General features: G+C 43.7%; 30 protein-coding genes and 1 pseudogene. 13 read left to right on the forward strand and 18 right to left on the reverse strand.

Annotation, left to right across the window (positions count from 1 at the left end; translation table 11 throughout):
- The first annotated feature begins 13 nt into the window (after positions 1-13).
- From yhdP to V2H77_RS20920, 5 genes are read left to right on the forward strand one after another with little or no spacing between them, the layout of a single operon-like run.
- On the forward strand, positions 14-3,826 hold the full coding sequence (yhdP, locus tag V2H77_RS20900; protein WP_341500345.1) for an AsmA2 domain-containing protein YhdP: 3,813 nt from the start codon (positions 14-16) through the stop codon (positions 3,824-3,826).
- Entirely contained in the window at positions 3,823-4,680 is an 858-nt protein-coding gene (nit1, locus tag V2H77_RS20905) for a deaminated glutathione amidase (RefSeq protein ID WP_265380106.1), read from the forward strand. Before yhdP ends, nit1 begins: the two co-directional genes overlap by 4 nt.
- 5 nt (positions 4,681-4,685) lie before the next feature.
- A complete protein-coding gene (gene tldD / locus V2H77_RS20910) occupies positions 4,686-6,131 on the forward strand; it encodes a metalloprotease TldD (RefSeq protein ID WP_341500346.1) in 1,446 nt (481 codons plus the stop codon).
- Positions 6,132-6,173: 42 nt separating this feature from the next.
- Complete coding sequence (locus V2H77_RS20915) at positions 6,174-6,638, forward strand: ribonuclease domain-containing protein (RefSeq protein WP_088373741.1); 465 nt, start codon at positions 6,174-6,176, stop codon at positions 6,636-6,638.
- Positions 6,639-6,642: 4 nt separating this feature from the next.
- Positions 6,643-6,912 (forward strand): barstar family protein, encoded by a 270-nt coding sequence (locus tag V2H77_RS20920; RefSeq protein WP_049582716.1) that lies wholly within the window; start codon positions 6,643-6,645, stop codon positions 6,910-6,912.
- Between the two features lie 30 nt (positions 6,913-6,942).
- Here V2H77_RS20920 and yjgA read toward each other — a convergent pair whose 3' ends face one another.
- Positions 6,943-7,482, reverse strand: coding sequence for a ribosome biogenesis factor YjgA (yjgA, locus tag V2H77_RS20925; protein WP_088373740.1), 540 nt, complete (start codon positions 7,480-7,482; stop codon positions 6,943-6,945).
- A 200-nt stretch (positions 7,483-7,682) separates the two neighbouring features.
- Between yjgA and pmbA the strand changes: the two genes are divergently transcribed.
- Positions 7,683-9,023, forward strand: coding sequence for a metalloprotease PmbA (gene pmbA, locus V2H77_RS20930; protein WP_088373739.1), 1,341 nt, complete (start codon positions 7,683-7,685; stop codon positions 9,021-9,023).
- Between the two features lie 53 nt (positions 9,024-9,076).
- Here the strand turns inward: pmbA and rnk are convergent, their stop codons facing one another.
- From rnk to V2H77_RS20990, 12 genes are all read right to left on the reverse strand, one after another.
- Positions 9,077-9,487 (reverse strand): nucleoside diphosphate kinase regulator, encoded by a 411-nt coding sequence (gene rnk / locus V2H77_RS20935; RefSeq protein WP_049582713.1) that lies wholly within the window; start codon positions 9,485-9,487, stop codon positions 9,077-9,079.
- A gap of 188 nt (positions 9,488-9,675) precedes the next feature.
- A complete protein-coding gene (gene npr, locus V2H77_RS20940) occupies positions 9,676-9,948 on the reverse strand; it encodes a PTS phosphocarrier protein NPr (RefSeq protein WP_088373738.1) in 273 nt (90 codons plus the stop codon).
- 3 nt (positions 9,949-9,951) lie between these two features.
- A complete protein-coding gene (gene rapZ, locus V2H77_RS20945; RefSeq protein ID WP_265380103.1) occupies positions 9,952-10,803 on the reverse strand; it encodes an RNase adapter RapZ in 852 nt (283 codons plus the stop codon).
- A 74-nt stretch (positions 10,804-10,877) separates the two neighbouring features.
- Positions 10,878-11,345 (reverse strand): PTS IIA-like nitrogen regulatory protein PtsN, encoded by a 468-nt coding sequence (gene ptsN, locus V2H77_RS20950; protein ID WP_139656348.1) that lies wholly within the window; start codon positions 11,343-11,345, stop codon positions 10,878-10,880.
- 125 nt (positions 11,346-11,470) lie between these two features.
- A complete protein-coding gene (gene hpf, locus V2H77_RS20955; RefSeq protein WP_036775988.1) occupies positions 11,471-11,758 on the reverse strand; it encodes a ribosome hibernation promoting factor in 288 nt (95 codons plus the stop codon).
- A gap of 23 nt (positions 11,759-11,781) precedes the next feature.
- Positions 11,782-13,221 carry an RNA polymerase factor sigma-54 gene (gene rpoN / locus V2H77_RS20960; protein ID WP_265380101.1) on the reverse strand — a complete coding sequence of 480 codons (1,440 nt, stop codon included), beginning with the start codon at positions 13,219-13,221 and terminating at the stop codon, positions 11,782-11,784.
- Between the two features lie 27 nt (positions 13,222-13,248).
- On the reverse strand, positions 13,249-13,974 hold the full coding sequence (gene lptB, locus V2H77_RS20965) for an LPS export ABC transporter ATP-binding protein (RefSeq protein WP_088373735.1): 726 nt from the start codon (positions 13,972-13,974) through the stop codon (positions 13,249-13,251).
- A gap of 6 nt (positions 13,975-13,980) precedes the next feature.
- Positions 13,981-14,514 (reverse strand): lipopolysaccharide ABC transporter substrate-binding protein LptA, encoded by a 534-nt coding sequence (gene lptA / locus V2H77_RS20970; protein ID WP_341500347.1) that lies wholly within the window; start codon positions 14,512-14,514, stop codon positions 13,981-13,983.
- Positions 14,495-15,073, reverse strand: a complete 579-nt coding sequence (gene lptC, locus V2H77_RS20975) for an LPS export ABC transporter periplasmic protein LptC (protein ID WP_049582706.1) — start codon at positions 15,071-15,073, stop codon at positions 14,495-14,497. The genes lptA and lptC overlap by 20 nt, the downstream gene beginning before the upstream one ends.
- Positions 15,074-15,093: 20 nt before the next feature.
- Complete coding sequence (gene kdsC, locus V2H77_RS20980) at positions 15,094-15,657, reverse strand: 3-deoxy-manno-octulosonate-8-phosphatase KdsC (protein WP_265380099.1); 564 nt, start codon at positions 15,655-15,657, stop codon at positions 15,094-15,096.
- Positions 15,658-15,674: 17 nt separating this feature from the next.
- On the reverse strand, positions 15,675-16,643 hold the full coding sequence (gene kdsD, locus V2H77_RS20985) for an arabinose-5-phosphate isomerase KdsD (RefSeq protein ID WP_265380098.1): 969 nt from the start codon (positions 16,641-16,643) through the stop codon (positions 15,675-15,677).
- A 23-nt stretch (positions 16,644-16,666) separates the two neighbouring features.
- Entirely contained in the window at positions 16,667-17,641 is a 975-nt protein-coding gene (locus V2H77_RS20990) for a calcium/sodium antiporter (RefSeq protein ID WP_049582703.1), read from the reverse strand.
- A gap of 228 nt (positions 17,642-17,869) precedes the next feature.
- On the opposite strand from V2H77_RS20990, the gene mlaF reads away from it, so the two are divergent.
- The 7 genes from mlaF to murA all read left to right on the forward strand — a co-directional run bounded on the left by mlaF (position 17,870) and on the right by murA (position 22,902).
- Entirely contained in the window at positions 17,870-18,673 is an 804-nt protein-coding gene (gene mlaF, locus V2H77_RS20995) for a phospholipid ABC transporter ATP-binding protein MlaF (RefSeq protein ID WP_049582702.1), read from the forward strand.
- Between the two features lie 10 nt (positions 18,674-18,683).
- Entirely contained in the window at positions 18,684-19,466 is a 783-nt protein-coding gene (gene mlaE / locus V2H77_RS21000) for a lipid asymmetry maintenance ABC transporter permease subunit MlaE (protein WP_049582836.1), read from the forward strand.
- A gap of 4 nt (positions 19,467-19,470) precedes the next feature.
- The gene (gene mlaD / locus V2H77_RS21005; protein WP_341500348.1) at positions 19,471-19,977 is read left to right on the forward strand and encodes an outer membrane lipid asymmetry maintenance protein MlaD; all 507 of its coding nucleotides are present in this window, start codon (positions 19,471-19,473) and stop codon (positions 19,975-19,977) included.
- A 33-nt stretch (positions 19,978-20,010) separates the two neighbouring features.
- A complete protein-coding gene (gene mlaC / locus V2H77_RS21010) occupies positions 20,011-20,640 on the forward strand; it encodes a phospholipid-binding protein MlaC (RefSeq protein ID WP_265380095.1) in 630 nt (209 codons plus the stop codon).
- Between the two features lies 1 nt (position 20,641).
- Positions 20,642-20,935 (forward strand): lipid asymmetry maintenance protein MlaB, encoded by a 294-nt coding sequence (gene mlaB / locus V2H77_RS21015; protein WP_341500349.1) that lies wholly within the window; start codon positions 20,642-20,644, stop codon positions 20,933-20,935.
- Positions 20,936-21,330: 395 nt separating this feature from the next.
- Positions 21,331-21,585, forward strand: coding sequence for a BolA family iron metabolism protein IbaG (gene ibaG, locus V2H77_RS21020; protein ID WP_011148158.1), 255 nt, complete (start codon positions 21,331-21,333; stop codon positions 21,583-21,585).
- 51 nt (positions 21,586-21,636) lie between these two features.
- On the forward strand, positions 21,637-22,902 hold the full coding sequence (murA, locus tag V2H77_RS21025; RefSeq protein WP_049582698.1) for a UDP-N-acetylglucosamine 1-carboxyvinyltransferase: 1,266 nt from the start codon (positions 21,637-21,639) through the stop codon (positions 22,900-22,902).
- A 96-nt stretch (positions 22,903-22,998) separates the two neighbouring features.
- On the opposite strand, the pseudogene V2H77_RS21030 reads toward murA, so the two are convergent.
- From V2H77_RS21030 to V2H77_RS21050, 5 genes and pseudogenes are all read right to left on the reverse strand, one after another.
- Positions 22,999-23,265, reverse strand: a pseudogene (locus tag V2H77_RS21030) (helix-turn-helix domain-containing protein); the annotation flags it as partial.
- Positions 23,243-24,004 carry an HNH/ENDO VII family nuclease gene (locus tag V2H77_RS21035; RefSeq protein WP_341500350.1) on the reverse strand — a complete coding sequence of 254 codons (762 nt, stop codon included), beginning with the start codon at positions 24,002-24,004 and terminating at the stop codon, positions 23,243-23,245. The gene V2H77_RS21035 and the pseudogene V2H77_RS21030, both read right to left, overlap by 23 nt.
- 221 nt (positions 24,005-24,225) lie before the next feature.
- Positions 24,226-24,459: a UvrD-helicase domain-containing protein gene (locus tag V2H77_RS21040; RefSeq protein ID WP_341500393.1), complete on the reverse strand. Its 234-nt coding sequence runs from the start codon at positions 24,457-24,459 to the stop codon at positions 24,226-24,228.
- Positions 24,460-24,674: 215 nt separating this feature from the next.
- On the reverse strand, positions 24,675-25,361 hold the full coding sequence (locus V2H77_RS21045; RefSeq protein WP_341500351.1) for a DUF4276 family protein: 687 nt from the start codon (positions 25,359-25,361) through the stop codon (positions 24,675-24,677).
- Positions 25,322-26,410: an AAA family ATPase gene (locus tag V2H77_RS21050; RefSeq protein ID WP_341500352.1), complete on the reverse strand. Its 1,089-nt coding sequence runs from the start codon at positions 26,408-26,410 to the stop codon at positions 25,322-25,324. Before V2H77_RS21050 ends, V2H77_RS21045 begins: the two co-directional genes overlap by 40 nt.
- Between the last annotated feature and the right edge of the window lie 320 nt (positions 26,411-26,730).

Genomic DNA, 26,730 nt, shown 5'->3' on the forward strand with positions numbered 1-26,730 from the left:
CGAGGAGATGTGTGTGAGGCGACTGCCGGGAGTATTATTAGCGACAGCCGCAATAGTCATTATCATTGTGGCTTTGCTTGTTAGTGGATTACGTTTTCTACTGCCACATATTAATGATTACCGCCCACAATTATTCGCTAAAGTTGAGTCAATTATTGGTGTACCTATTGATGCTGGATATATTGCGGGAAAATGGGAATCTTTTGGGCCTGTTTTTGAATTACGTGATATCAGTGTAAAAACTGCAAATGCAGATGTGAAAGCCAAAAAGATCACGGTTGCATTGGATATCTGGTTATCTTTGTTAAGAATGCGTTGGAGTTTCCGCGATCTTACTTTTTATCAGTTACAAGCAGATTACTATCAACCGCTATTTAATAATCAAAGCGGTAATATGTTTTCCCAATCGGATCTATTTTCTGATCTGTTTCTAGAGCAGTTTGATCATTTTAATCTGCAAGATAGCCGTTTTACTTTCCTCACTCCCTCCGGTGAACGTGCTGATCTGTTGTTACCACAATTAACCTGGCTGAATAAAGATAATCGCCACCGTGCTCAAGGGAAAATTAGTCTCTCTTCTATCAATAATCAGCACGGAGATATACAAGTTAAATTCGATTTGCATGACACTAATGGCGTACTGGATAACGGTACTATTTATTTGCAGGCAGATAATGTTGATATTCACCCGTGGTTAAGTCATTGGTTGCAGGATAATACTGGGTTGAAGGATGCCGAGTTTAGTTTGTCTAGCTGGATTATGCTTAAAGATGGTCGAATTGATGGCGGCCAGTTACAACTCCGTCAGGGAGAAGCTAATTGGAAAGTTGCTGGCAAACCCCACAACCTTTCTGTCAGTGATCTAGTATTACGAATGCGTCGCCAAGATGATGGTTGGTTGTTTGATGCACCTGAGTTGGCAAATTTGATCACTGATGGTCAGCAATGGCCGTCAGGGAAAGTATCAGTGCTCTATCTGCCGGAAGCCAAGAGAGCTGATGGTCATGATCATTGGCGTGTCCGGGCAAAAAACATTCAACTTGAACGGCTAAGTAGCATTTTACCGACTTTTTCTTTTTTGACTCCTGATGTTGTGAAGGATTGGCAGCGTCGTCAGCCACAAGGATTGGTAAAGTATCTTGCTCTCGATATTACACCCAAAATGGCAGATGATTCTCGAATCAGTATGCAATGGCAGAATGTCAGTTGGCAGCGCTGGCAGGAACTGCCCTCTATTGATAATTTCTCAGGTTCTCTCAATGGCAGCTTGCGGCAAGGCAAACTGAGTTTTGCTTTGCAGGATAGTGTCGTTGATTATCGAAATATGTTCCTGGCGCCGTTTGAGATATCTCAAAGTCATGGAGAAATACTCTGGCGGCAAGGTGAGCGAGGTTTACAACTTTGGAGTCAAGGGTTGGATTTGCAAGCGAAATCATTGTGGGTTAATGGTGATTTTCGTTATCAACAGCCTAAAGAACAGCCTCCGGCGCTAAGTATTCTGGCGGGAGTCCGGGTTTATGATGCAGGTGATGCTTGGCGATATTTTCCAGAACCTTTGATGGGGAAACCTCTGACTGACTATCTGACAGCTTCAATTATTAAAGGGCAGATAGAAAACGCGACTTTTGTTTTTCAGGGCAATCCAAAAGATTTCCCATTTGCAAAGAATAATGGGCAGTTTCAAGTTTTTGCTCCATTGCGTCATGCGACGTTCCAGTACCAACCAAATTGGCCGGCATTGCTGGATCTCAATATTGATCTTAATTTCCAGAATAACGGTCTATGGATGCTTGCTCCGCAAACGGCGCTTGGTAAAGTGAAAGCCAGTAATCTTTCAGCAGTAATTCCTAATTATCGTAGCAAGAAATTATTAATCGACGCTGATCTGTTGGGAGATGGCAAAGATATTCATGAATATTTTACCCGCAGCCCGTTAGCAAATTCTGTTGGTGAAACACTGGATACATTGCAGGTTGGCGGTCAAATCGCGGGTAATTTACATTTGGATATTCCACTCAATGGCGGCAATGTAAATGCTCGCGGTGAGGTGACTTTAAAAAATAATCACTTGTTGATTAAACCCTTAGATAGCGAAATGAAGAATGTGAATGGCCGATTCCGCTTTGATAATGGCAATTTACAGAGCGGCAAATTATCGGCCCAATGGCTTGGGCAGCCTGTTACGGTTGATTTTTCTACCGAGAATTTACTCAAAAACTATCGAGTAAATGTTGGTCTGAATGCGCGTTGGGCTATTGCAAAATTATCTGGATTTTCACCGGTGATTGCTAAAGTGTTTTCTGGCTCTGTTGATTGGGAAGGAAAGGTTGGTATCAATTTGCCGTTTCAGGGTAAGCCTCAATATGATGTGAAAATCGACGCTGACTTATCACAAGTGGATAGTCATTTACCTGCTTTGAAAGCGGATGAACGACGCGCTCTTCATGTTCTGGCTGATGGTGATATGGCGCAGTTGCGAGTAAAAGGCATTTTAGATAAGCAGTATACATTTAATACTCAATGGCGTTTAGCAGGGAAAAGCACTCAATTGTTACGGGGGATTTTACAAAGCAACAGTAACAACATTCCTGACTTACCTGAAAAATCCCTATTGGAATTGAATCTTCCGGCAGTTGAAGGGGAAGAGTGGTTAGGGCTGATTGCACCTTTGACTTCAGGTTCTTCATTGGCAGGAATGTCAATGTTGCCGCAGTATCTGCATATATCACTTCCATCACTGGATGCGGGGGGACAACGTTGGAATCAGTTATCGTTGGGTGTGGAAAAACAGTCTTGGGGAACGCAGATCACAGCTAATAGTCGAGAAATCAACGGTAAACTTAATATCCGTAATAGTGGCCCTTGGCAGATGAATTTGAGCTATCTTTACTATAGTCCTTTACAAAATAGTTCTCTACAAAACAGCCCTCAGCAAGCTGAATCGGATTTACCTAAACAATCTCAGACAGGTACAACTCTGCGTTATTCGCTGAACCAATGGCCTTCATTAGATATCATCTGTTCTGAATGTTGGATTATGGGCTTGAAGCTTGGCAAGGTGTCTGGTTCCCTGATTCCAGAAGGTAATTCGCTGGTATTAAGGGATGGAATAGTGGAAAACAGTGCCAGTAAACTAAATGTGGCAGGCCGTTGGCAAGAAGGCGCTGTAGGGAATAATACGCGTATTATGGGGCAGTTTTCTGGTGGAAAGTTTGATGAGATGGCATCTTACCTTGGTATAGTCGTACCGATTGTTAATTCGCCATTTACCTTCCGCTTTGATTTTAATTGGTGGGATACACCGTGGAAACCCGACTTGCAGACATTGAATGGCAATCTTAAAAGCGACTTAGGTAAAGGCGCTATTGAAAAATTGGGTGGGGGAAGTGCTGGTCAGTTACTAAAATTAGTCAGTTTTGATGCTTTGTTACGTAAATTACAGCTCGATTTCAGCGATACCTTTAGCCAGGATTTTGAATTTGATTCAATTCGTGGTGATGTTTCAGTAAAAAATGGGATACTCAAGACTGAAAACTTACGGGTTGATGGGTTGATTGCCGATGTGATAACGAAAGGTGAGATCGATCTTGTTCGCCAACAGATCAATATCGAAGCCATCGTCACGCCGGAGATTTCTGCTACTGTGGGAGTAGCGACGGCTTTTGTCATCAATCCGATGGCTGGTGCTGCATTATTCGCAGCGACCAAGGTCTTAGGGCCGTTATGGAATAAGATATCCGTTATTCGTTACCGGATTACTGGTAATCTTGAACAACCGAAAATTGATGAAGTTCTGCGTCAGCTTAAGGAGAATAGAGGAACATGAGAAACGTCAATGTTGCACTCTTGCAGTTATGTAGCGGTGAGAATATCAAACATAATTTGGCGCAAATTGAACAGCAAATTAAGCAGTTGCCAGATACTATCAAGTTTGTTATGACCCCGGAAAATGCATTGTTGTTTGCTAATGCTGATAGCTATCGTAAGCATGCGGAACAACAAGGGAATGGGCCTTTACAGCAGGCTGTTAGTGAGATTGCACGCCGTTATGGTGTTTGGTTATTAATCGGTTCTATGCCGCTTATCAGTCGTGAAAATTCTGAACGGCTCACCAGTAGCAGCCTGTTGTTTGATGATCAGGGTAAGATTTGCGCCCGTTATGACAAAATCCATATGTTTGATGTCAATATTAATGATGAACATGGATCATATAACGAATCATCTGTTTTCCAACGCGGGGAACATATTACCGTTGTAGACACCCCTGTTGGCCGTCTCGGGATGGCCATATGTTATGATCTGCGCTTCCCTGGGTTGTTTCAGGCGCTACGTGAGCAGGGCGCTGAGTTGATATCTGTTCCTGCGGCATTTACTCGTTTGACAGGAAAAGCACATTGGGAGCCACTGTTACGAGCCCGTGCTATTGAAAACCAATGTATTCTGTTAGCGCCGGCTCAGGTTGGTGTACATGGAACCCGTCAGACGTGGGGTCACTCAATGGCAGTAGACGGTTGGGGGAAAGTAATTAAGAAAAACCCCGATGCAGTTAGTGCCTTGCAACTGAATGTCAGGGCAGATAGTTTGAAGGTTATGCGTGAGCAGATGAAAGTGGTGAAACATAACCGCTTCCGGCCGCAGTTGACTTCCTTGATTGAAAAAATACCGCAAATTAAAGAGTAGCAATTATGAGTTTAACTTCTGTCAGTGAACACTTACTGGCTGCAAATAAATTAAGCCATCAAGATCTGTTTTCAGTACTCGGTCAACTGACTGAACGTCAGTTGGATTATGCCGATCTCTATTTTCAGTCCAGTTACCATGAATCTTGGGTGTTGGAAGATCGGATTATTAAGGATGGCTCCTATAATATTGATCAAGGAGTTGGCGTTAGGGCAATCAGTGGTGAAAAAACGGGTTTTGCTTATGCAGACCAGATCACGTTGAATGCGCTGCAACAAAGTGCGCTGGCTGCCCGTAGCATCGTCCATGAAAAAGGAAATGGTAAAGTCCATACCTTTGGCGAAGTGGCCTATTCTCCGCTTTATGCGGCAATTGATCCGCTGCAAAGTTTTTCCCGTGAAGAAAAGATCGCGTTATTGCAGCGTGTGGATCAGGTAGCTCGCGCGGAAGATCCAAGAGTACAGGAAGTCAATGCCAGTCTGACAGGGATCTATGAACGGGTGTTGGTCGCGGCGACCGATGGGACTTTGGCGGCTGATATTCGTCCTCTCATTCGCTTATCTGTCACGGTGCTGGTGGAAGATAATGGCAAACGTGAACATGGCTCCAGCGGTGGTGGTGGTCGTTACGGTTATGAATATTTTCTGGAAGTGGTTAGTGGTCAGATCCGTGCAGAACAATTTGCGCGTGAAGCTGTTCGTATGGCGCTGGTGAATCTTTCCGCTGTTGCTGCGCCTGCTGGTACTATGCCGGTTGTTCTTGGGGCTGGTTGGCCGGGAGTATTGCTGCATGAAGCTGTTGGTCATGGGTTGGAAGGTGATTTTAACCGTCGTGGTACTTCGGTGTTTTCGGGTCAGATTGGTGAGAAGGTCGCGTCTGAACTCTGCACTGTGGTTGATGATGGCACGATAAAAGGTCGCCGTGGGTCATTGACAATTGATGATGAAGGCGTTCCTGGGCAATACAATGTATTGATTGAAAATGGCATTCTGAAAGGTTACATGCAAGACAAAATGAATGCGCGTCTGATGGGTGTCGCGCCGACTGGCAATGGTCGCCGTGAATCTTATGCTCATCTGCCAATGCCTCGTATGACTAATACATATTTGCTGGCAGGCCATTCCACACCGGAAGAGATCATCGGTAGTGTGAAAAATGGTTTATATGCGCCAAATTTTGGTGGTGGTCAAGTGGATATCACTTCCGGTAAATTCGTGTTCTCGACATCTGAGGCTTATCTGATTGAGAACGGTAAAATTACCAAACCAGTGAAAGGTGCAACTCTTATCGGTTCCGGTATTGAGGCTATGCAGCAGATCTCTATGGTAGGAAACGATCTTGATCTAGATAAAGGTGTCGGAGTTTGTGGCAAAGAGGGCCAGAGCGTACCTGTTGGTGTTGGTCAGCCTACTTTGAAACTGGACAACTTGACCGTTGGAGGAACAGCCTGATTTTTGGCTGTTTATCCGAGATAGATCATTATAAGGATAGTCATGAAGAAGACTTGGCTAGCAGGTGTGTTACTGACTGTTTTGGCTGTGACTTGTGGTACTTTTGCTAAAGGTGTTGATAAGACACTGTTGCAGGCTCCAGAAACAGGTAGGAATACCTCAGCAATACAACGGATTGAAGGGCTAACTGAACAGAATAATGTGGTGGCTTACTTACGACAGAATAATAAATTGCCCGATATTTATATTACTAAGATGCAGGCCCGCGACCTTGGCTGGAATGCAAAACAGGGAAATTTATGTCAGGTTCTGCCGGGTAGGGCGATTGGTGGTGACAAATTTACTAATCGTGAAAAGAAGCTACCAATGAAACCGAAACGTCAGTGGTTTGAAGCAGATGTTAACTACCGTTGTGGGCACAGAGGGAGTGACAGATTGCTTTATTCATCTGATGGTCTGATTTATCTGACGTTGGATCATTACAGAAGTTTTACCTTAATGGAGTAATTCTATGCATAAAGTGGAGTTTGATTTTGACCGTATCCCTGATCTGAAAATGTTCTATCAGCAGTTTTCTGAGCAATTTGAGTTAGGAGACGAGTTTGGTAGTAATCTGGATGCTCTGTGGGATGTTGTGACAGGAGGAATTGATTTACCTGTAGAGGTCAATTTTATCCATTTTACGCAGCAGAAAAGACACGATTTTGCTTCATTAGTACTCTTGTTTGAAGAAGCTGAAGAAGAGCTGGAAGGGGAACTTAGTTTTAATATTTTCCCCTAACAGAATTAGAACTTTATGAGTTTTAGATTGTTAATCGGATTCGGCCATATCTTTAAGATACTGGAAAATCTGACGATAAGATTTAGGTGGCTTATTTGCCGCCTTTTCTTTTTTAGCATTGCGGATCAAGGTACGCAATTGCTGGCGATCAGTTTGTGGGAATAACGTCACAACCTCATCAATAACATCATCATTGCCATCGATCAATTTATCACGTAATTCTTCCAATTTATGGAGCAGAGTGATTTGCTGATTATGACGATTTTTCAGTTTATCAAGCGCGGTGGTAATGGGTTCGACATCCCGGGTACGCAACAATTTGCCAATAAATTGTAATTGGCGACGGCGTCCCTCTCTTTTTATCTTCTGTGCAAGTTCAATGGCGGTCAGCAGATCCTCATCTAACGGAACGCGTTCAAGCGCACTTTTGCTGAGCTCAACCAATTCTGTACCCAGCTTTTTCAATGCTTCGGCATCACGTTTAATCTCACTTTTACTGACCCAAATTATCTCTTCTTCTTCCTCTTCAGCAGGATAATCATTGAGCCAATCTTCAGGCTGCTTTGCCATAGTGGTTTTCCTTTTAAAAAGGCCGGAGCTGCTAGGTTGATTTTGGTGCATGACCTGTAGCCCGGTGGGTGTTAACATCCTAATATTGTGTATTGTAACTGGGAAAAACGCCTGATTACCACTCGGCATTGATTGTGTGGATGAAACGGCCCTGTTTTCCCGACAGATTTTCCCTTTATTCATCAAATTGCGGGTAATTAATGAAAATCACGGATCAAATTGCGGAACAACGCAAACAACTGGAAAATGCAGTTTCACAGGCACTAGAGCTGGCAAAAGCGGGTTGTGATGCTGCGGAGGTTGCGGTTAATAAAACAACGGGTATTAGTGTCAGTACCCGCTTTGGTGAAATAGAAAATGTAGAATTCAATAGTGATGGCGCGTTGGGAATTACCGTATACCATCAGCAACGTAAAGGAAGCGCATCATCAACAGATTTAAGCCCGGATGCCATTGCCCGTACTGTTCAGGCTGCGATTGATATCGCTCGTTATACCTCTCAGGACCCATGTGCTGGCCCGGCAGATAAAGCGCTACTGGCGTTTGAAGCGCCAGATCTTGATCTGTTTCATCCAACAGAATTGGATGCTGATAACGCGATTGAACTAGCTGCTCGTGCAGAACAAGCTGCATTACAGGCAGATAAGCGTATTACCAATACCGAAGGCGGCAGTTTTAACAGCCATTATGGCATCAGAGTGTTTGGTAACAGTCACGGTATGCTGCAAAGCTATTGTTCGAGTCGTCACTCTATGTCGAGTTGTGTGATTGCTGAACTTGATGGCGATATGGAGCGGGACTATGCGTATACCATTAGTCGTCGTTTTGAAGATTTAAAATCGCCGGAATGGGTTGGGCAGGAATGTGCTCGCCGTGCGTTATCTCGTTTGTCGCCACGTAAATTACCAACTATGAAAGCGCCGGTATTGTTTGCTGCGGAAGTTGCAACAGGTCTTTTCGGTCATCTGGTTGGCGCTATCAGTGGTAGCAGTATTTACCGGAAATCCTCTTTCTTACTTGATCATCTGGGCAAACAAATCCTGCCATCATGGTTGACAATTGAAGAACGGCCACATTTGCTGGCAGGTTTAGCATCTTCTCCATTTGATAGCGAAGGTGTTTCTACCAGTAATCGGGATATTATCAAGGATGGCGTATTACAGACTTGGCTTCTGACAAGTTATTCTGCCCGTAAGTTAGGAATGGCAAGTACCGGCCATGCAGGTGGGATTCATAACTGGTGCATTGCAGGGCAAGGTCAGGACTTTGCAGGTTTGCTGCGTCAGATGGGAACAGGGTTAGTGGTCACTGAACTGATGGGGCAGGGCGTCAGTGCAGTAACCGGCGACTATTCCCGTGGCGCCGCGGGTTTTTGGGTAGAAAATGGTGAGATTCAGTATCCTGTCAGTGAAATTACTATTGCGGGCAATCTAAAAGATATGTGGGCCAATATGGTTACTATCGGGAATGATATTGAAACTCGCAGTAATATCCAGTGCGGTTCAGTCTTACTACCGGAAATGAGTATCGCTGGGCAATAAGAGATACTCGTTTCCGATTATTTTAGTCAGCCCGGACAAATGGGCTGGCTGAATTAACGGTGGAGCTCACCGGCAGCTTCTGGTTGGTAAAGTAATTCTAGTACTTTGACTCGGGTTTCTTCGCCGTTTGGCAATTCCCAACTGATTTCGTCACCGATACGAAGGCCCAACAATGCAGCTCCTAAAGGAGCCATAACAGAAAGCTGATCTGAACTGTCTTGCAGTGATGCGGGATAAACTAAAGTACGTACCCGCTCTTCATTGCTTGTCAGGTCAAGAAAACGGACCCGGCTGTTCATGGTTACAACATCTGATGGAATTTCTGCTGGAGGTACAATTTCTGCACGATCCAGCTCCTCATTCAAAGCGTCAGCGATACTAGTATCTGCAAACGCTGGCTGTTCCAACAGGGAATCTAAACGTTCTGCGTCTAATTCGTTGATGATAATTGCTGGTTTAGTCATACCACACTCCAAATGGATTCCAACACAAAATAACACCCCGCACCATGAGGAGGGGGGTGTTATTTAAAATGATTAACTTGATAGTAGGCTGTTCTTACTGGAAAAGAAAGAGATCATGATCACGAACTGTTTTGTGTCGCTAATGAAAACAGTAAAGAACATGATAATCCACAGGTGAGTGAGCGACGTTATTCTTCGTCAAATCCCGAATTAAATAGACTAATAATGGCGGCAAGAGCCTGTTCTTCATCTGGGCCGCTGGCTTCAACTTCAATATAGCTGCCTTTTTCTGAATCCAGCATCAGCATAGCAATGACACTGCTGGCTTCGGCTTCAACATGGCTATCATTGCGTAAAACAACATGAGATTCAAAGAGCTGTACTAGATCATACAGCTTCATTGCTGGCCGGGCGTGCATTCCCAGTCGATTCTTGATTTCAAGCTTCTGCTTGACAGTCATTATTTATTTTCGCTTTTCGAGAGTACGGTGGCGAGACTGTACGTTTTTGCCTCGGGAGCGGAAATAATCGGCCAACTGTTCTGCCACGTAAACAGAACGATGTTTACCGCCAGTGCAGCCAATAGCAACGGTCAGATAGCTGCGGTTATTGGTTTCAAGCATAGGCAGCCAGAGTTCAAGATAACTGCGGGTTTGATAGATAAAGTTATGCACTTCCGTATGACGGTCGAGGAAAGCGGCTACAGGACGATCAAGGCCGGTCATTGGCCGTAATTTAGGGTCCCAGTGTGGGTTTGGTAGGAAACGTACATCAAAAACATAGTCGGCATCAATAGGAATGCCATGCTTGAAGCCGAAAGACTCAAAGACCATTGTCAACTCACGCTCCCGTTTGCCTAGCAGACGCGTTCTTAGCATCTCAGCCAATTCATGGACTGACATTTCGGAAGTGTCGATAATCAGATCTGCTTTTGAACGAAGGGGTTCCAGCAGATCGCTTTCTTGATCAATCGCGCTTTCCAGAGAAAGGTTTTTGCTTGACAGCGGATGCAGACGGCGGGTGTCGCTATAACGGCGGATCAAGGTGTTACGGTCAGCGTCAAGAAATAGTAATTGCGGTGAGAAACTCGCGGGTAGTTTAGTCAAGGCTTCTTCGAAAACCTCAGGGGATTCCGGCATGTTTCTTACATCAATACTAACCGCGGCAGAAATATCGCGCTCAGCTAACGTATTTGCTAATTCCGGTAGTAATACTACCGGCAAGTTGTCTACACAATAAAAACCCATGTCTTCCAGTGCGCGCAAGGCAACGGATTTACCTGAACCGGAACGGCCACTGACTATCATCAGCACCATGAGGCGACTCCCCTTAATTTCTCAGTGGTTATTATGAGCCACTCTTATCTGTTGCTCTCCATGCACTGCAACAGTTATTTAGTGATAATTGAGTACAATTCTTCATCACTTTGTGCCGATCTTAAACGGCGGCAGAGGTTTTTATCTGCAAGACGTTTGGCGATCAATGACAATGTGTGTAAGTGTGTCTGGCATTGATCATTTGGAACCAGTAAAGCAAACAGCAAATCAACTGGTTGATTATCAATCGCATCAAAAGCAATGGGCTGTTCCAGGTTTAGGAAAACGCCGACTGCTTGATCTGAGCTTTCTGCATCTAACTTACCGTGAGGGATAGCAATACCACTGCCAATTCCAGTAGTACCTACTTTTTCTCTGGTTAATATTGCTTCGAATACGACATTTTCTGGTAACTTAAGCTGCTGAGATGCTAGCTCACTGATAATCTCTAAAGCCCGTTTTTTGCTCGAACAATGTACATTATTGCGGGTACATGCGAGAGAAAGCACAGAACTTAGTAGTAAATCTGCTTGATTGTTCATTTTTTCTATTCACTTAGGTGCCTCATTGATACCGGATGCCATAGGTTATCTGTGGCATCCGGTATTTGCGCACTGTTTTACAGCAAAACTTCGCTGTTGTTACTACATTTTTTGTTAAATGACTGTTAATGATGTCTCAGTTTATCTTTATGTTTGGTTAATTGACGCGCTAGTTTATCAACCAGTCCATCAATTGCTGCATACATATCTTCATGTTCTGATGATGCGTGCAACTCACCTCCGTTAATGTGTACAGTAGCTTCGGCGATTTGTTGTACCTTTTCCACTCGGAGGATTACCTGAGTCAGGTTGATCCTATCGAAATATTGATCGAGTTTGCTGCATTTTGCAGTGATAATGTCGCGTAATGCATCAGTAATTTCAATATTGTGGCCGGTTATTTTGAGTTGCATATTGTCTTCCTTATCTGTTCATTTCAAACCAGACGCTTACGTTGGTTTGATGGCGGAATGGATAACGACTCTCGATATTTTGCGACAGTCCGTCGGGCAATCATGATGCCTTGATCGGCTATCATGCTCGTCAGTTTACTGTCACTTAATGGTTTGGCGGGATTCTCCGCTGCTACCAGTTTTTTCACCAAAGCCCGTATTGCAGTTGAAGAGGCTTCGCCTCCACTTTCTGTATTGACATGGCTGGAGAAAAAATACTTCAATTCAAAAATACCACGTGAGCTGTGCAGGAATTTCTGGGTAGTCACCCTGGAAATGGTAGATTCATGCATATCAACCTGGAAAGCAATGTCTGCCAAAACCATAGGTTTCATATGTTCTTCACCATGTTCAAAAAATTCCTGTTGTTGCTCTACAATGCAACGCGCAACTTTCAGCAGAGTATCATTTCGGCTTTCCAGGCTTTTGATAAGCCATTTAGCCTCTTGTAAGTTATTACGGATAAACTGACCGTCACTTTCATTGCGCGTATGTTGCCCAAGCTCTGCATAATGCTGATTAATGTGTAAACGGGGGATACTATCTGTATTTAATTCTACTTGCCAGTGTTCGCTCTCTTTTCGAACCAGTACATCGGGGATGACATATTCTGATTCGCTGGTGTTTATTGCCAGACCGGGCTTCGGTTCAAGTGACTGGATTAAATTTATGACTTCTTTCAGTTCATCTTCTTTCAAACAACTAAGGCGGGTTAAGTTGCGGAAATCCCGATGACCTAATAGCTCCAGATGTTCGCAAACGATCAGTTTTGCCTCTTTCAGATAAGGTGTTTCTGGCGGAAACATTGATAGTTGGACCAGTAGACAATCTTTTAAATCACGAGCAGCGACACCGATAGGATCGAAATGTTGTATCTGTTTTAACACCGCTTCCACTTCTGCCAGAGTGAGTTGATCGTGACCAATACTGGCAAGAATATCTTCTAATGGCACAGTGAGATAGCCGGTGTCATCTACGGCGTCAATGATTGATGTCGCAATGGCGGCATCTGTTTCCGTGAAAGGGGTGAGTTCTGCCTGCCACATCAAATAGTCTTGCAGGGTTTGAACAGTTTCACCTTGGTAAAGCGGCAGTTCGTCGTCATTATAGTCACTACGTGTCCCGGAAGGTGTGCCAGCGGTGTAAATTTCATCCCAACTGGCATCCAGGGGTAACTCGTCTGGCATATCCTTTTGTTGCAAGGCATCAAGCGTATCCATAGCTTCCGTTTCGTTATCGGGAAGTTCCTGATTGCCGATTTCCTGATGATCTTCGTCCTGTTCAAGCAAAGGGTTCATTTCTAACGCTTGTTGTATTTCCTGTTGCAGTTCAAGCGTAGAAAGTTGCAACAAACGAATAGCTTGTTGGAGCTGTGGTGTCATAGCCAGTTGCTGACTAAACCTGAGTTGCAAACTTTGCTTCATAGCGTTAAATCAATTCTCCTGGCTAAATTAGAGCCGGAAACCTTCGCCTAAATAGACGCGCTTCACCTGTTCATTATTAAGAATATCATTAGGTGTGCCGTGAGCAATCAGTTGCCCTTGGCTGACAATATAAGCACGTTCGCATACATCCAATGTTTCACGGACATTGTGGTCGGTGATCAGGACCCCTAGTCCATAATCTCTCAAATGCTGAATGATCTTCTTGATATCGATAACTGAGATAGGATCTACGCCGGCAAAAGGTTCATCCAGCAAAATAAATTTAGGATTGGCCGCCAGCGCTCTGGCAATCTCTACGCGGCGGCGCTCACCGCCGGAAAGCGATTGACCAAGACTGTCGCGTAGATGGCTGATATGGAACTCTTCCATCAGCTCTTCGGCACGCTCTTTTCGTTGTTCTTGAGTCAGATCACGGCGGATCTCCAATACAGCCATCAGGTTGTCGAATACGCTTAGACGGCGGAAAATAGACGCTTCCTGAGGCAAATAACCAATACCACGGCGCGCCCGTTCGTGAAGCGGCAGTAGGCTGATATCTTCATTATCAATGGTAATTGTTCCGGCATCTCGTGAAACGATACCGACGACCATATAGAAAGTTGTCGTTTTCCCTGCGCCGTTCGGACCAAGCAGGCCGACAATTTCACCGGAGTTCACGTTTAGGCTGACATTTTCAACGACCTTACGGCCTTTGTAAGCTTTTGCCAGGTTTTCTGCGTTTAGTATTGCCATATATCGTTATTTACTCTTGTTATTAACCCCAGTGCCTTCTTCTTGTAATTGAGAAGGCAGCAGGACAGTTGTCACTCGTTTACCTTTGTCACTAAACGCTTCCATCTGCTGAGTTGGGACTAGGTAGGTGATACGATCGCCTTTTATATTGCTGTCTAACTGTTCCAAATAGGCATTGCCAGTGAGTGTAACTAGCTCTTTATCCATTTCGTAACGCATTTTAGAACCGCGGCCCTTGATTGGTTTGCCATTGTCCTGTAGCTGATAGAAAGTGACCGGATTACCAAATGCTTCAATAATCATTTTTTTAGAATCGCTATCTGGACGAGTCACAACAACCTTGTTAGCGCGGATATCAATAGAACCCTGTTTAACGATCACATCTTCTGTAAATGTGGCAGTGTTCCCTGTCATGTCAAGGGCCTGTTTAACAGAATCGATAGAAATGGGTTTCTGTGTGTCATCTTTCAGTGCCAGAGCGGGAAGGCTGACCGCAAAGATGGCGCTGGCGATAAAGGCATTACGGATTCTGTTTTTCATGTTGGATTTCATAGTAGGTGTTAACCTTTTCAATCAGTTCAGCGGTTTTGTTCCGCAGATTGCCACGCATTTTCATACCGACGGATTTTAGCCCGACACCAATCAGTGTGACCTGATCGTCAGATGAAACATCCTGAGTTACCAAGTTGATAATAGCGTTCTCTGTGGTAATACGTTGTAATTGTGACGTATTAGTCAGACTGTCAACCTGTACGTCTCCGTAAAGATAGAGCATTTTGTCGTTAGTCAGTTTGGCTTTGTTAGCACGAACTGTCCATGTAGCAATGGCATTTGAGTCATAGGTAATTAACACTGGTTTGGTAAACCAGGTAAGTTTTGACTCTGCATAGTTTTGGACGTCATCAGCGACCAGTTTATACGTCAGTTTCCCCGTAGGGTCATAAACAAAAGTTATGGTATCCTGACTTTGATAGGTTGGCTGACTGTTATCTGTAGCAGAAGATGATTTAATCCCATCTGAATCAGACAAGTTCCAGCCAATTAGCGCCAGGATGATTAATACCAGAGTTATCACCAACCAGGATTTGATTCTATCCATTCTCGTTTCACTTCAACCTACTATATTGATAATCCTTTGGCCTCTTCTAGCTTATTCTGAGCAAAAAGCACCAAATCACAAAGTTCCCTTACCGCACCGCGTCCCCCTGCAATTTGGGTGACATAATGCGCTTTTGGTAAGAGTAATGGATGTGCATCTGCCACAGCGACAGATAAACCCACTTGTTCCATGACCGGCCAATCAATCAGATCATCACCGATGTAAGCAACCTGTTCTGGTTTTAATCCCAGTTTATCTAACAATTCTTTGTACGCCAAAACCTTATCACTTTGTCCTTGGTAAAGATGTGTAATCCCTAGTGTGTTTGCTCGATCTTCCAGCAATTTCGCTTTACGGCCGGTAATAATAGCGACTTCGATTCCTGAAGTAATTAAGCAGCGAATTCCATAGCCATCTCGGACATTAAATGTTTTTAGCTCTTCACCGTTATTGCCCATATATATCAAGCCATCGGATAGAACGCCGTCAACGTCGCAAATCAACAAGCGGATTTTACGGGCTTTTTCAATAACATCTTTACTAACTGGACCATAACAGGTGTCCAGATAAACTAATTGGTTCATTAAGGCGTTTTCTCCGGTTAAACCACACCCGCTTGTAGCAGGTCATGCATATGTAATACACCAAGTAATTTATTTTCCTCTGCGACCAGTAGCGAGGTGATATGGTGTGACTGCATTAAGTTCAACGCATCAACGGCAAGGGCATTCGGTTTGATACGGATACCACCTGTTGTCATAACATCTGAAATTTTGACATTGTACAAATCGACGCCCATATCAAACACTCGCCGTAAGTCACCATCAGTAAAAATACCATCAATATACATATTTTCATCGCAAATGACGGTCATACCCAATTTTTGCCGGGTGATTTCGAGTAGTGCTTCGCGTAAGGATGCATCACGATTAACCTTTGGAATATCATTGCCTGTATTCATCAAATCACTCACTAGCAGCAAAAGTTTGCGTCCAAGAGTGCCTCCTGGATGTGATAGGGCGAAATCTTCAGCGGTAAAGCCACGCGCCTGGAGCAATGCAACTGCTAAAGCATCGCCCATAACCAGTGTTGCCGTGGTACTGGTTGTCGGAGCCAAACCTAGCGGACAGGCTTCCTGTGGAACTTTGATACACAGGTGGATATCTGCGGCTTTCCCCATATTACTGTGGTAATTGTTAGTCATGCAGATAAGCGGAATTTTTTGGCGTTTTAATGCCGGGATCAGAGACAAAATTTCACTGGATTCACCTGAATTTGAGATGGCTAAAACAATATCTTTAGGCGTAATCATGCCGAGGTCGCCGTGGCTGGCTTCTCCCGGATGAACGAAAAAGGATGGTGTACCGGTGCTGGCGAAAGTTGCAGCAATTTTACACCCAATATGGCCGGATTTACCCATCCCCATGACAATCACTTTACCTTCGCAGTTGAATATCAATTCACATATACGGTCAAAATCTTCGTTTATATGTTGTTCAAGTTCTGTCAATCCATCACGTTCTATGCGTAATACTTTTTTACCCGCTTGCTGAAAATCAATCTTAGGCATTTCTTTTTCCTACTTATTTGTGTTTATTCAATGCTGTAATTAGAAATAAACAGTACGATAAAATAAGCGATAAAGCAGCTTAATAACAGGACACCTTTAAATCGGTTTAATCGGTGTTTACGACCCAAACAAAATGCAGTAAATATTATGCTGGCTACCATCATTACCCAAAAGTCGCGATGGAAAGATTCAGGTGAAATGGCTGCTGGTGAGAGTAATGCGGGAAGGCCCAAAACAGTTGATATATTGAATATATTCGAGCCTATAATATTCCCGAATGCAATGTTGTCTTCGCCTTTGAATGCGGCGGCAATAGAGGTTGCTAATTCTGGCAGGCTGGTACCGACCGCAAGTACCGTAAGCCCGATAACTAATTCACTGATGCCATAAATACGGGCAATAACCGTTGCATTATCAATAACCATGCGGGTTGCCATAGGTAAAATAAGTAACCCTAATAGAATCCAAAGTAGGGCAATGTGTTTATTGCCTTCTACCGGTAATTCGGCAGCCTGTTCTTGCGTGTAAATATCTGTTTCGGCACGGTGTGGTAGAGCAACCATTTTTATCATCAATAAAATATACACTATGGCGGAAGTGAGTAATACCAACCCATCCATCCGGCTGAGATAGTAATCACTCATCAAATAACCACAGAAGGCGGTGAGCAGTAGCATCAACAACAGCTCCTGCCGTAGAATACCTGATTTTACTTCCATTGGGCGAATAAATGCGGCAGCACCGGTTATCAATAGCAGATTAGTAATGTTAGAACCAATAACATTACCCACCGCCATATCAGGTTGACTATCTAGCATTGCAGTAACTGAAACCATTAATTCGGGCAGGGAAGTTCCAATGCCGACAATGGTAATACCAATAATAAATGGAGGCAGCCCCAGAGTACGGGCAAAAATTGCAGCGCCGTATACTAATCTATCGGAACCATATACCAGTAAAATCAATCCGGTAATTAAAAGTAAAAAGGTCAGAAGCATGAAGCGTCCTTTGTAAGGTATATTCCGAATTAATATTAACGCCGGTTGATTTTCTAAACAAAAACTGCCTGCCCAGTTAGATGGGGTATATTCTGACGGCGACGGATAGAAAAGTAAAATTTGTCATCACATTAATGGCGAAAATTCCCCAGTTTTTTTGTAGTATATGTGATTAATATGTGAACCAAATATTAAAGCCAATTTATTAACCGTTAAGGGCTATCAATAATGAACCAACAGACAGCAAATCTCATCGAGATCCGTGGTATGTATTTTACCCGTGGTAACCGTTCGATTTTTGCTGATATTAATCTAGTTGTGCCTAGAGGGAAAGTCACTGCAATTATGGGGCCTTCTGGGATAGGGAAAACGACACTATTACGATTGATTGGCGGTCAGTTACGTCCTGAACGCGGAGAAATCTGGTTTGATGGCGACAATATTCCTGCTTTATCCCGCTCTCGCTTGTATGCTGCTCGCAAGAAGATGAGTATGCTGTTTCAATCTGGGGCGTTATTCACTGATCTCAGTGTCTTTGAGAACGTCGCTTTTCCGCTGCGTGAACATACGAACCTGCCTGAGGAAATTATACAGACGACTGTAATGATGAAATTAGAGGCTGTAGGGTTGCGTGGCGCTGCCAATTTGATGCCTTCCGAACTTTCCGGCGGTATGGCAAGGCGTGCGGCTCTGGCTCGTGCTATTGCGCTTGATCCTGATCTGATCATGTTTGATGAACCTTTTGTTGGCCAGGACCCGATTACGATGGGGGTTTTGGTGAAGTTGATTGATGAACTGAATAAGGCGCTTGGTGTGACTTGTGTGGTGGTTTCCCACGATGTGCCGGAAGTTTTAAGCATTGCAGATTACGCTTATATTATCGCTGAACAACAGGTTATTGCTGAGGGCACAGCTCAACAGTTGCACTCTAATTCTGATAGGCGAGTACGGCAATTTCTTGATGGTATTGCTGACGGGCCGGTACCTTTCCGTTTCCCGGCCGGAGATTATAAAACTGAGTTATTAGGATAATGGGATGTTTATGTTAACACAGGCGCTGGCGGCACTTGGCCGACGGGCCATTGAGGTATTTGCCTCTTTTGGCCGTGCAGGTTTTATGCTTTTCCGCGCGATAATTGGCAGGCCAGAACCTGCCAGACAGTGGCCGTTACTCCGACAGCAACTTTATAGCGTGGGTGTTCGGTCATTGTTGATTATTATGGTTTCAGGGCTGTTTATTGGCATGGTACTTGGCCTACAGGGGTATCTGGTACTGACAACATACAGCGCAGAAGCCAGTCTTGGTATGATGGTGGCGATATCTCTGTTGCGTGAATTAGGGCCGGTGGTTACGGCGCTGTTGTTTGCTGGCCGTGCCGGATCAGCCTTGACCGCAGAAATCGGTTTGATGAAAGCTACGGAACAAATTTCCAGCCTGGAGATGATGGCGGTAGATCCATTACGTCGTGTGATAGCTCCCCGTTTCTGGGCAGGGTTTATCAGTATGCCGCTATTATCTTTGATTTTTGTGGCGGTAGGTATTTGGGGAGGTGCGATGGTGGGTGTTGATTGGAAGGGGATTGACAGTGGCTTCTTCTGGTCTTCAATGCAGTCTGCTATCGAATGGCAGAAAGATTTGCTGAATTGTTTTATTAAAAGTGTCGTTTTCGCCATTACTGTGACCTGGATTGCCTTATTCAATGGTTATGATGCGATCCCTACCTCAGAAGGGATCAGCCGAGCGACGACCAGAACGGTGGTTCATGCGTCGTTAGCAGTTTTAGGTTTGGATTTTGTGCTGACAGCACTTATGTTCGGGAACTAAGTCAATGCAAAGCAAGAAAAGTGAAATTTGGGTTGGGTTTTTTGTCTTGATTGCACTGGCTGCAATCGTCTTTTTATGCCTAAAAGTGGCAGACATTAAATCGGTAGGCAACCAGCCGACTTACCGTTTGTATGCAACTTTTGACAATATTGGCGGTCTGAAAGTACGCTCGCCGGTAAAAATTGGGGGGGTGGTGATTGGCCGAGTTGCAAGTATCTCTCTTGATGAAAAAACTTATACACCGCAAGTGGCGCTGGATATTATGAAGCAGTATGACCATATCCCTGATACCAGTTCTCTTTCCATTCGTACTTCTGGCCTATTAGGTGAACAATATATTGCCCTGAATATAGGGTTTGAAGATCCCGATATGGACACCCGTATTCTGAAAGAGGGTGACCGTGTACAGGATACCAAATCAGCAATGGTGCTTGAGGATCTTATCGGCCAGTTCTTGTATAAGAGTGGCGATAATGCCCAAAGTGGGGCGGAACATAAGCCGACACCTTAGCCAGCAATTGAATATCATTAAGAGGAATCCATTATGTTGAAGAGATTATTAATGGTGGCGCTGTTAGTTGTTGCGCCATTAGCGAGCGCGGTTGATCAGACGAATCCTTATAAGTTGATGCAGGATGCGGCGGAAAAGACATTTACTCGTTTGAAAAACAGCCAATCACAAATTCGTCAAAATCCAGATTATCTGCGTCAAGTGGTGAAAGAAGAACTACTGCCTTATGTCCATATTAAATATGCTGGCGCATTGGTTCTGGGGAAATACTATAAAGATACGACGCCAGAGCAGCGCAAGGTTTATTTTGCTGCATTTGAATCTTATCTTGAGCAGGCTTATGGGCAGGCTTTAGCAATGTATCACAATCAAACTTACCAGATTGACCCTGAAAGGCCGTTGGGGGACAGTGATGTTGTCGCTATTCGTGTCACCATTATCGATCCGAATGGCCGTCCTCCTATCCGTCTTGATTTCCAGTGGCGCAAAAACAGCAAAACTGGCTACTGGCAGGCATACGATATGATTGCTGAAGGCGTCAGTATGATTACGACTAAACAGGGTGAATGGGCTTCTATCTTGCGTCAGCAAGGTGTTGCTGGCCTGACTAAGCAGCTTGAAATCAGTGCCCGTCAGCCAATCACACTGGAAGAGAAAAAATAAGATGGGTGAGAGTCTGATCTGGGAAAAAACAGGGCAAACATTGATTCTCAAGGGCACTTTGGATCGTGATAGTTTGCTTCCTCTTTGGCAGCAAAAAGAGAAATTGTTGTCTGATATCAACAGCATCAATGTATCACAACTTGAATATGTGGATTCTACCGGGTTAGCTCTTTTAGTCCGTTTCAAACATCATATGCAAAAGAGAGGGGATAAATTGCGTTTTTCTGGCATCAATGAACGACTTAATACCCTGATTACACTCTATGATCTGCAAACAATGATCATTGATAGCTAACTGATAATCTGATTAATTATCTGTACATACCCTATGGATTTCAAGATGCATCGCGACGGCAAGGGAACGAATCCCCGGGGAGCATAGATAACTATGTGACTGGGGTGAGTGAGTGCAGCCAACAAAGAGGCAACTTGAAAGATGACGGGTATAATCAGCGCCCTTGTAAGCAGAAATATTACAAGGGCGTTTTCATAGTTTAAGAATAAGCAGGATTCTATTAGGATAGATGGCTGTCTATTATTTCTATACCCTATGGATTTCAAGATGCATCGCGGCGGCAAGGGAGTGAATCCCTGGGAGCATAGCGAACTATGTGACCGGGGTGAGCGAGTGCAGCCAACAAAGAGGCAACTTGAAAGATAACGGGTATAACTACAGAACATTGAGCAATTATGGATACTAATGAGATTAAGCAAGTGCTGATGGATAAATTAGCACTGGATGAAGTCATTGTTAACGGAGATGGCAGCCATTTCCAGGTTATTGTGGTTGGTGAAATGTTTGCCGGTATGAGCCGGGTAAAACAGCAGCAAGCCGTTTATGCGCCTTTGATGGAATACATTGCTGATAATCGTATTCATGCCCTGTCAATCAAAGCTTACACACCGGATGACTGGAAACGAGATCGCAAGCTCAACGGTTTTTAATGTTGTTTGCCTCGCCGCGAACAGCAAATTATATAAAGAGAGTCGTCACAGATGGATAAATTTCGTGTGAAAGGGCCCACTCGTCTGTCGGGTGAGGTTACTATTTCCGGGGCAAAAAATGCTGCACTGCCAATCCTGTTCGCCGCGTTGTTGGCTGAAGAGCCTGTTGAGTTGCAAAATGTTCCAGAATTGAAAGATATTGATACCACTATCAAATTATTGAATCGCCTTGGGACCAAAGTTGAACGTAATGGTTCTGTATTTGTGGATGCCCGCGATGTGAATCAATATTGTGCGCCTTATGAGCTAGTGAAAACCATGCGTGCATCTATTTGGGCGTTAGGTCCTTTGGTTGCGCGTTTTGGTCAGGGACAAGTCTCTTTGCCGGGTGGTTGTGCGATTGGCGCACGCCCGGTTGATCTGCATATCAGTGGTTTGGAACAACTCGGTGCTGAAATTGTGCTGGAAGAGGGCTACGTTAAGGCTTCCGTTAATGGGCGTCTGAAAGGGGCGTGCATTGTGATGGATAAAGTCAGCGTTGGGGCGACAGTCACAATTATGACCGCGGCAACGTTGGCTGAAGGGACAACCGTTATTGAGAACGCAGCACGTGAACCTGAAATCGAAGATACGGCTAATTTTCTCAATACCTTGGGCGCAAAAATCACCGGGGCGGGCACTGACCATATCATCATAGAAGGTGTAGAACGCCTTGGTGGTGGTGTATACCGTGTACTACCTGATCGGATTGAAACGGGGACATTTCTTGTTGCGGCGGCGATATCTGGCGGCAAGGTAGTTTGCCGTCATGCTCAGCCTAATACGCTGGATGCGGTATTGGCTAAATTGCGTGAGGCGGGTGCGGATATTGAAATTGGTAAAGACTGGATAAGCCTCGATATGCACGGTAAACGCCCTAAAGCTGTGACATTACGTACTGCTCCGCACCCCGGTTTCCCGACCGATATGCAGGCACAGTTCAGCTTGCTGAATTTGGTTGCTGAAGGTGCTGGTATGATCACCGAAACTATTTTCGAAAACCGTTTCATGCATATCCCTGAATTAATTCGGATGGGGGCTCATGCGGAAATTGAAAGTAATACTGTGCTTTGTCATGGCGTTAAGAAATTATCCAGTGCTCAGGTCATGGCGACGGATTTACGCGCATCGGCAAGTTTGGTTCTGGCAGGTTGTATTGCCGAAGGAGTAACGGTTGTTGACCGTATTTATCATATTGACCGGGGTTATGAACACATCGAAGATAAGTTGCGTGGACTTGGCGCAAACATTGAACGAGTGAAATCAACGGGAAAGTAATTTTGTTTTCTTAGTAAGGCTTCGGTGAAGATAAGGAAGCTATAGCGTGCAGGGGCCGGAGGGAAAGGACAAGCTGAGTTCACCGGAGCCTTACCGATTGAACAGTTCCTGTGTCTGTGTTTCGCTGAGGCGGCTTTGAGAGCCGCCATTTTCGGGCTTCAGTTTGCGGTGATTAAGGTAATCGCTGATATGACGATTAACCGTCGTTTCATGCAGACGCAGGGCCTGAGCGATCATGACAGAATTCCAGCCCTCAGAGGCCAGCAGGACCGCTTTGATGCGATCACACTCCCTCTTATCACGGCAGGTGTGATGGCGGTGTTCAAGTTCGGCTTTTTGTTCATCGGTAATGAATATTTTCATAACGGATACCCTGAACCTCATTTGGGCGGAAATCAAGCAGTTTCAATGAGCACGGACATATATTAAATTGATCTCGATTAACAGGGTTAATTGGATGCGCATTTGGTAAATGTGGATGAAGCGCTTTAGTTCCATAATATTTCCGATGAGTATCAGCCGAAAGCTCAAATAATGATCCTAATCCGTTTTGTTTGGAGTGATGTAAATTTATCTGTGAATATTTACCGTTCTTAACAACAAAAGGACTTTTACCCTCTAATGCCAAATCAAGATTTGTTTTTATTCCATTTCTTGTATTAACAGGCAGATCCCAATCAATAGCTTGCTGGTAAACAGTATGGGTACTTCCCAAAGGTGCGTTGAAAATTGCAGCAATAGGTCTTAGAACCACCCTTGAATAGTCAAACCTGTATGATGGCATGTCAAAAAATACCTTCCCTTGATCAGGCTTAAAGCTATGGAAAGAAAGATCTTCATACCGCTCTGTGAGATGCTTATATCTATTCTTATCTAGTTCGACGTGCTTAAATGAATTGTTGACCGCATCCAGAAGTGCAAATTTATTGTTTATGTGGCTGCATCCATCTATTGCATATCGCTCATCGAAGCTTTTTATGAAACACTTTCTATTGGTACTGGTCTTTTTCTTTGCAATGAACAGCATATAGTCAACAGCATGGGCTAAAATCGCGTTAAACGAAAAAACATGATGCAGATTCACACTATTTTCGCTGAGCAAGCTAAAAAACTCTTCAGATGCAGGAATTAGGACATCATCTAAATACGATAGAAGATAGCCAGCGTCTTTTTCATCCGATTATTTGTTGTTCGATTCCATAAATATTCTCTAACGTTCATAAGCAAATCGGGCATACTAGTGTAAGTATAATCAGCTATGAATAACTACCAACTTGAGAGACTTCCATTATTAAGATACATGTACTTCGAGTACTAAAATTATCAAAAATCTTGGTATTCATTAATAAACAGGGCTGGGTAGCGGGCTCGTAAAACATTTCGAATCCACTGATGTTTCTTGATCATAAGGAAAGCAATGAGATGCATGTCATCGAAATCGATAAGTCCCATGTGTCTCAGCGCTGTTTCGTACTCCTCTATAAATTCTACAAATTCAGGATTTCGAGTTAACCAATTGGGCTGGGGATCGTGAGCTGAATCGGATTCGAAAACTATCGGTTTCCTTAAACAAAACTGAGGTTATATAAGTAATCATCTGCCCACATTCAAGGCAATTGTATTCCACATCCGTGCCGGGCCGATCAAATCATCTTCACCTAATATTATTATCGGAAATCTGTGTGAGGCTCCCTCCCCCCACGTCTCAATTTTGGCACAGCTTTTAAGTGGTTGAAATGAGTTCATTACACTCGAAGAAATGTTCAACTAATTTATCCAGAATTCAAGTTAGTTAGCCTATTTAACCACTGATTGAAATGTGGGCATTGGGAACGAATTATATCTAATCCAATATCACCGGCGATGAGTGGGCCGTGTAAAGTCTTATGGTAATTGGGTAATATCGCCAAAATACGCTTAGATGGTGCAGTTTGTGGGCTATTATTAATATCTTCAGGGCTATCAAATTGAGCTTTGATGGTTTGTAATGCTGAAATGGGGGCGTTGTCATCAAGCCAATCCGCAAATTTTTCAGGTTGGCAAAACAACAGTGCTTCAAATTCATGTAATAACAGGTTGGGAATAAAGTTAGTTTGCCCAATATCATTAGCGAAAGCTTGCTCTAGCTTAACTACCCGTTCTTTAGCTGCATTATCCTGTTGTTCATTATAATCAGGGAAATTAGTAGGCAAGCCATAGTAGTCAATTAATGTTGTGACGAATGCACTGGGATCTTGTCGACATAAGCGAGTAATTTGATATTTTACCTTACCATAACTTGTAATACCGCCTTTCTGACTGGTACTCGTCTGAGCTAATATTGGCGTCAGATAGATTTGCTGTGCTACAAAATAGGGAGCTAACACATCCCGCACAAAAGTTTCCTCCGTTTGCCCCTCTACAAAAACATTGATACGGATCATCGCTGTGGCCTCCCGCCGAGTAAGTTTTTCTTCCATAATTCACCAAGGCTATAGTCTTCAAGCCATTCAGAAAGAAAGTCACTATTCAGACGCTTAAAGGTAGATGCCCCTTGTTGTTTGTCAACGATAATCAAATCATCAGCATCAAATTGATTAACCAGTTCGACTGACTGGGTAGAAATAATCAGTTGATGCTTACTGCTGGCGTTTTTGATCAAACCAGCCAGTACATTAATAGCATAGGGGTGGAGTCCAAGCTCTGGTTCATCAATAATAATTGAACTTGGCATATAGTCTTCGGGTTGCAGTAACACGGTAGTCAATAAAATAAATCGTAAAGAACCATCGGACAATTCACTCGCTTTAAAGGGAATATCCTGCTCTTTCTCTGTCCATTCGAGTTGAATGTAATCAGTATTATCCGGGGTGGGCCGCAAGTAAAAATCACCAAAAAATGGTGCAACCATTTGAACGGTTTTGACAATGCGTTTGTAATGCAGAATATGATTTTTTTGCAGACGATATAAGAATGCCGCTAAATTAGCACCATCTTCCCGTAAATAGTCATTATCATTAATACGATGAGTTTGTTTAACTCTAGCATTATCACCCGTATCATGGAAATGGTAAACCCTCCATCGGAGCATAGTAAGTAATGCGTAATCCTCAATGTTATGATGCTGAACGATCTGAGATTCAAAGTGTCCAGCACCAATATTATAATCCCCTTTGGTGTCCAAAAAGAGTGATTCATGTTGGAACATCATACGGTTATCATTTGTGGGTTCTAGTTCAAACTTATAACCATTGTGACCAAAATAAAGCTCAGTGCTCATAGACTCAGTTTTTTTACGACCAAAATGCAATAATGTGTCGGGGCCACCCATTTTGCCAACAAGAGATTGTAAACGATGATCAAGTACAACGGCGATTAGGCGAAAGAAACTGATGAAATTGGATTTCCCAGCACCATTGGCGCCAATGAGTACATTTAGACATCCCATTTGTAAATCACATTCTGAGATAGATTTGTAGCCTTTTATATTAATTTTTCTTAAGAAATTATTGTTGGTTACTGGTTTCATAATTTTGCCTTTTCAGCATTATGCGGCTCAAATATGCCCTATGTTAGGGCAAATAATAGGTTAAGTATTATCTTGATTGCCAGGTTTGCGTCCAGTTCTTCCTCTAAAAATTTTTCCTTAGTGGAATACATTATCATTAAAATGATCCTCCTAATACACCACGCTTTGTTACCGCCACGACTGCTCTAATTGCTACTGGATGGAACGAAAGTTGCTGGGCGAGATTCGCACCACTGAAAAACCATGCCTCTGCACGGTGCATAAAAACATCTAGGGATTATCTGTAAGGCTCCGGGGTATATCGGCGACGGCTAATGGCG

This window comes from Photorhabdus sp. P32, assembly GCF_038085095.1.
Classification (GTDB): Bacteria; Pseudomonadota; Gammaproteobacteria; order Enterobacterales; family Enterobacteriaceae; genus Photorhabdus; species Photorhabdus luminescens.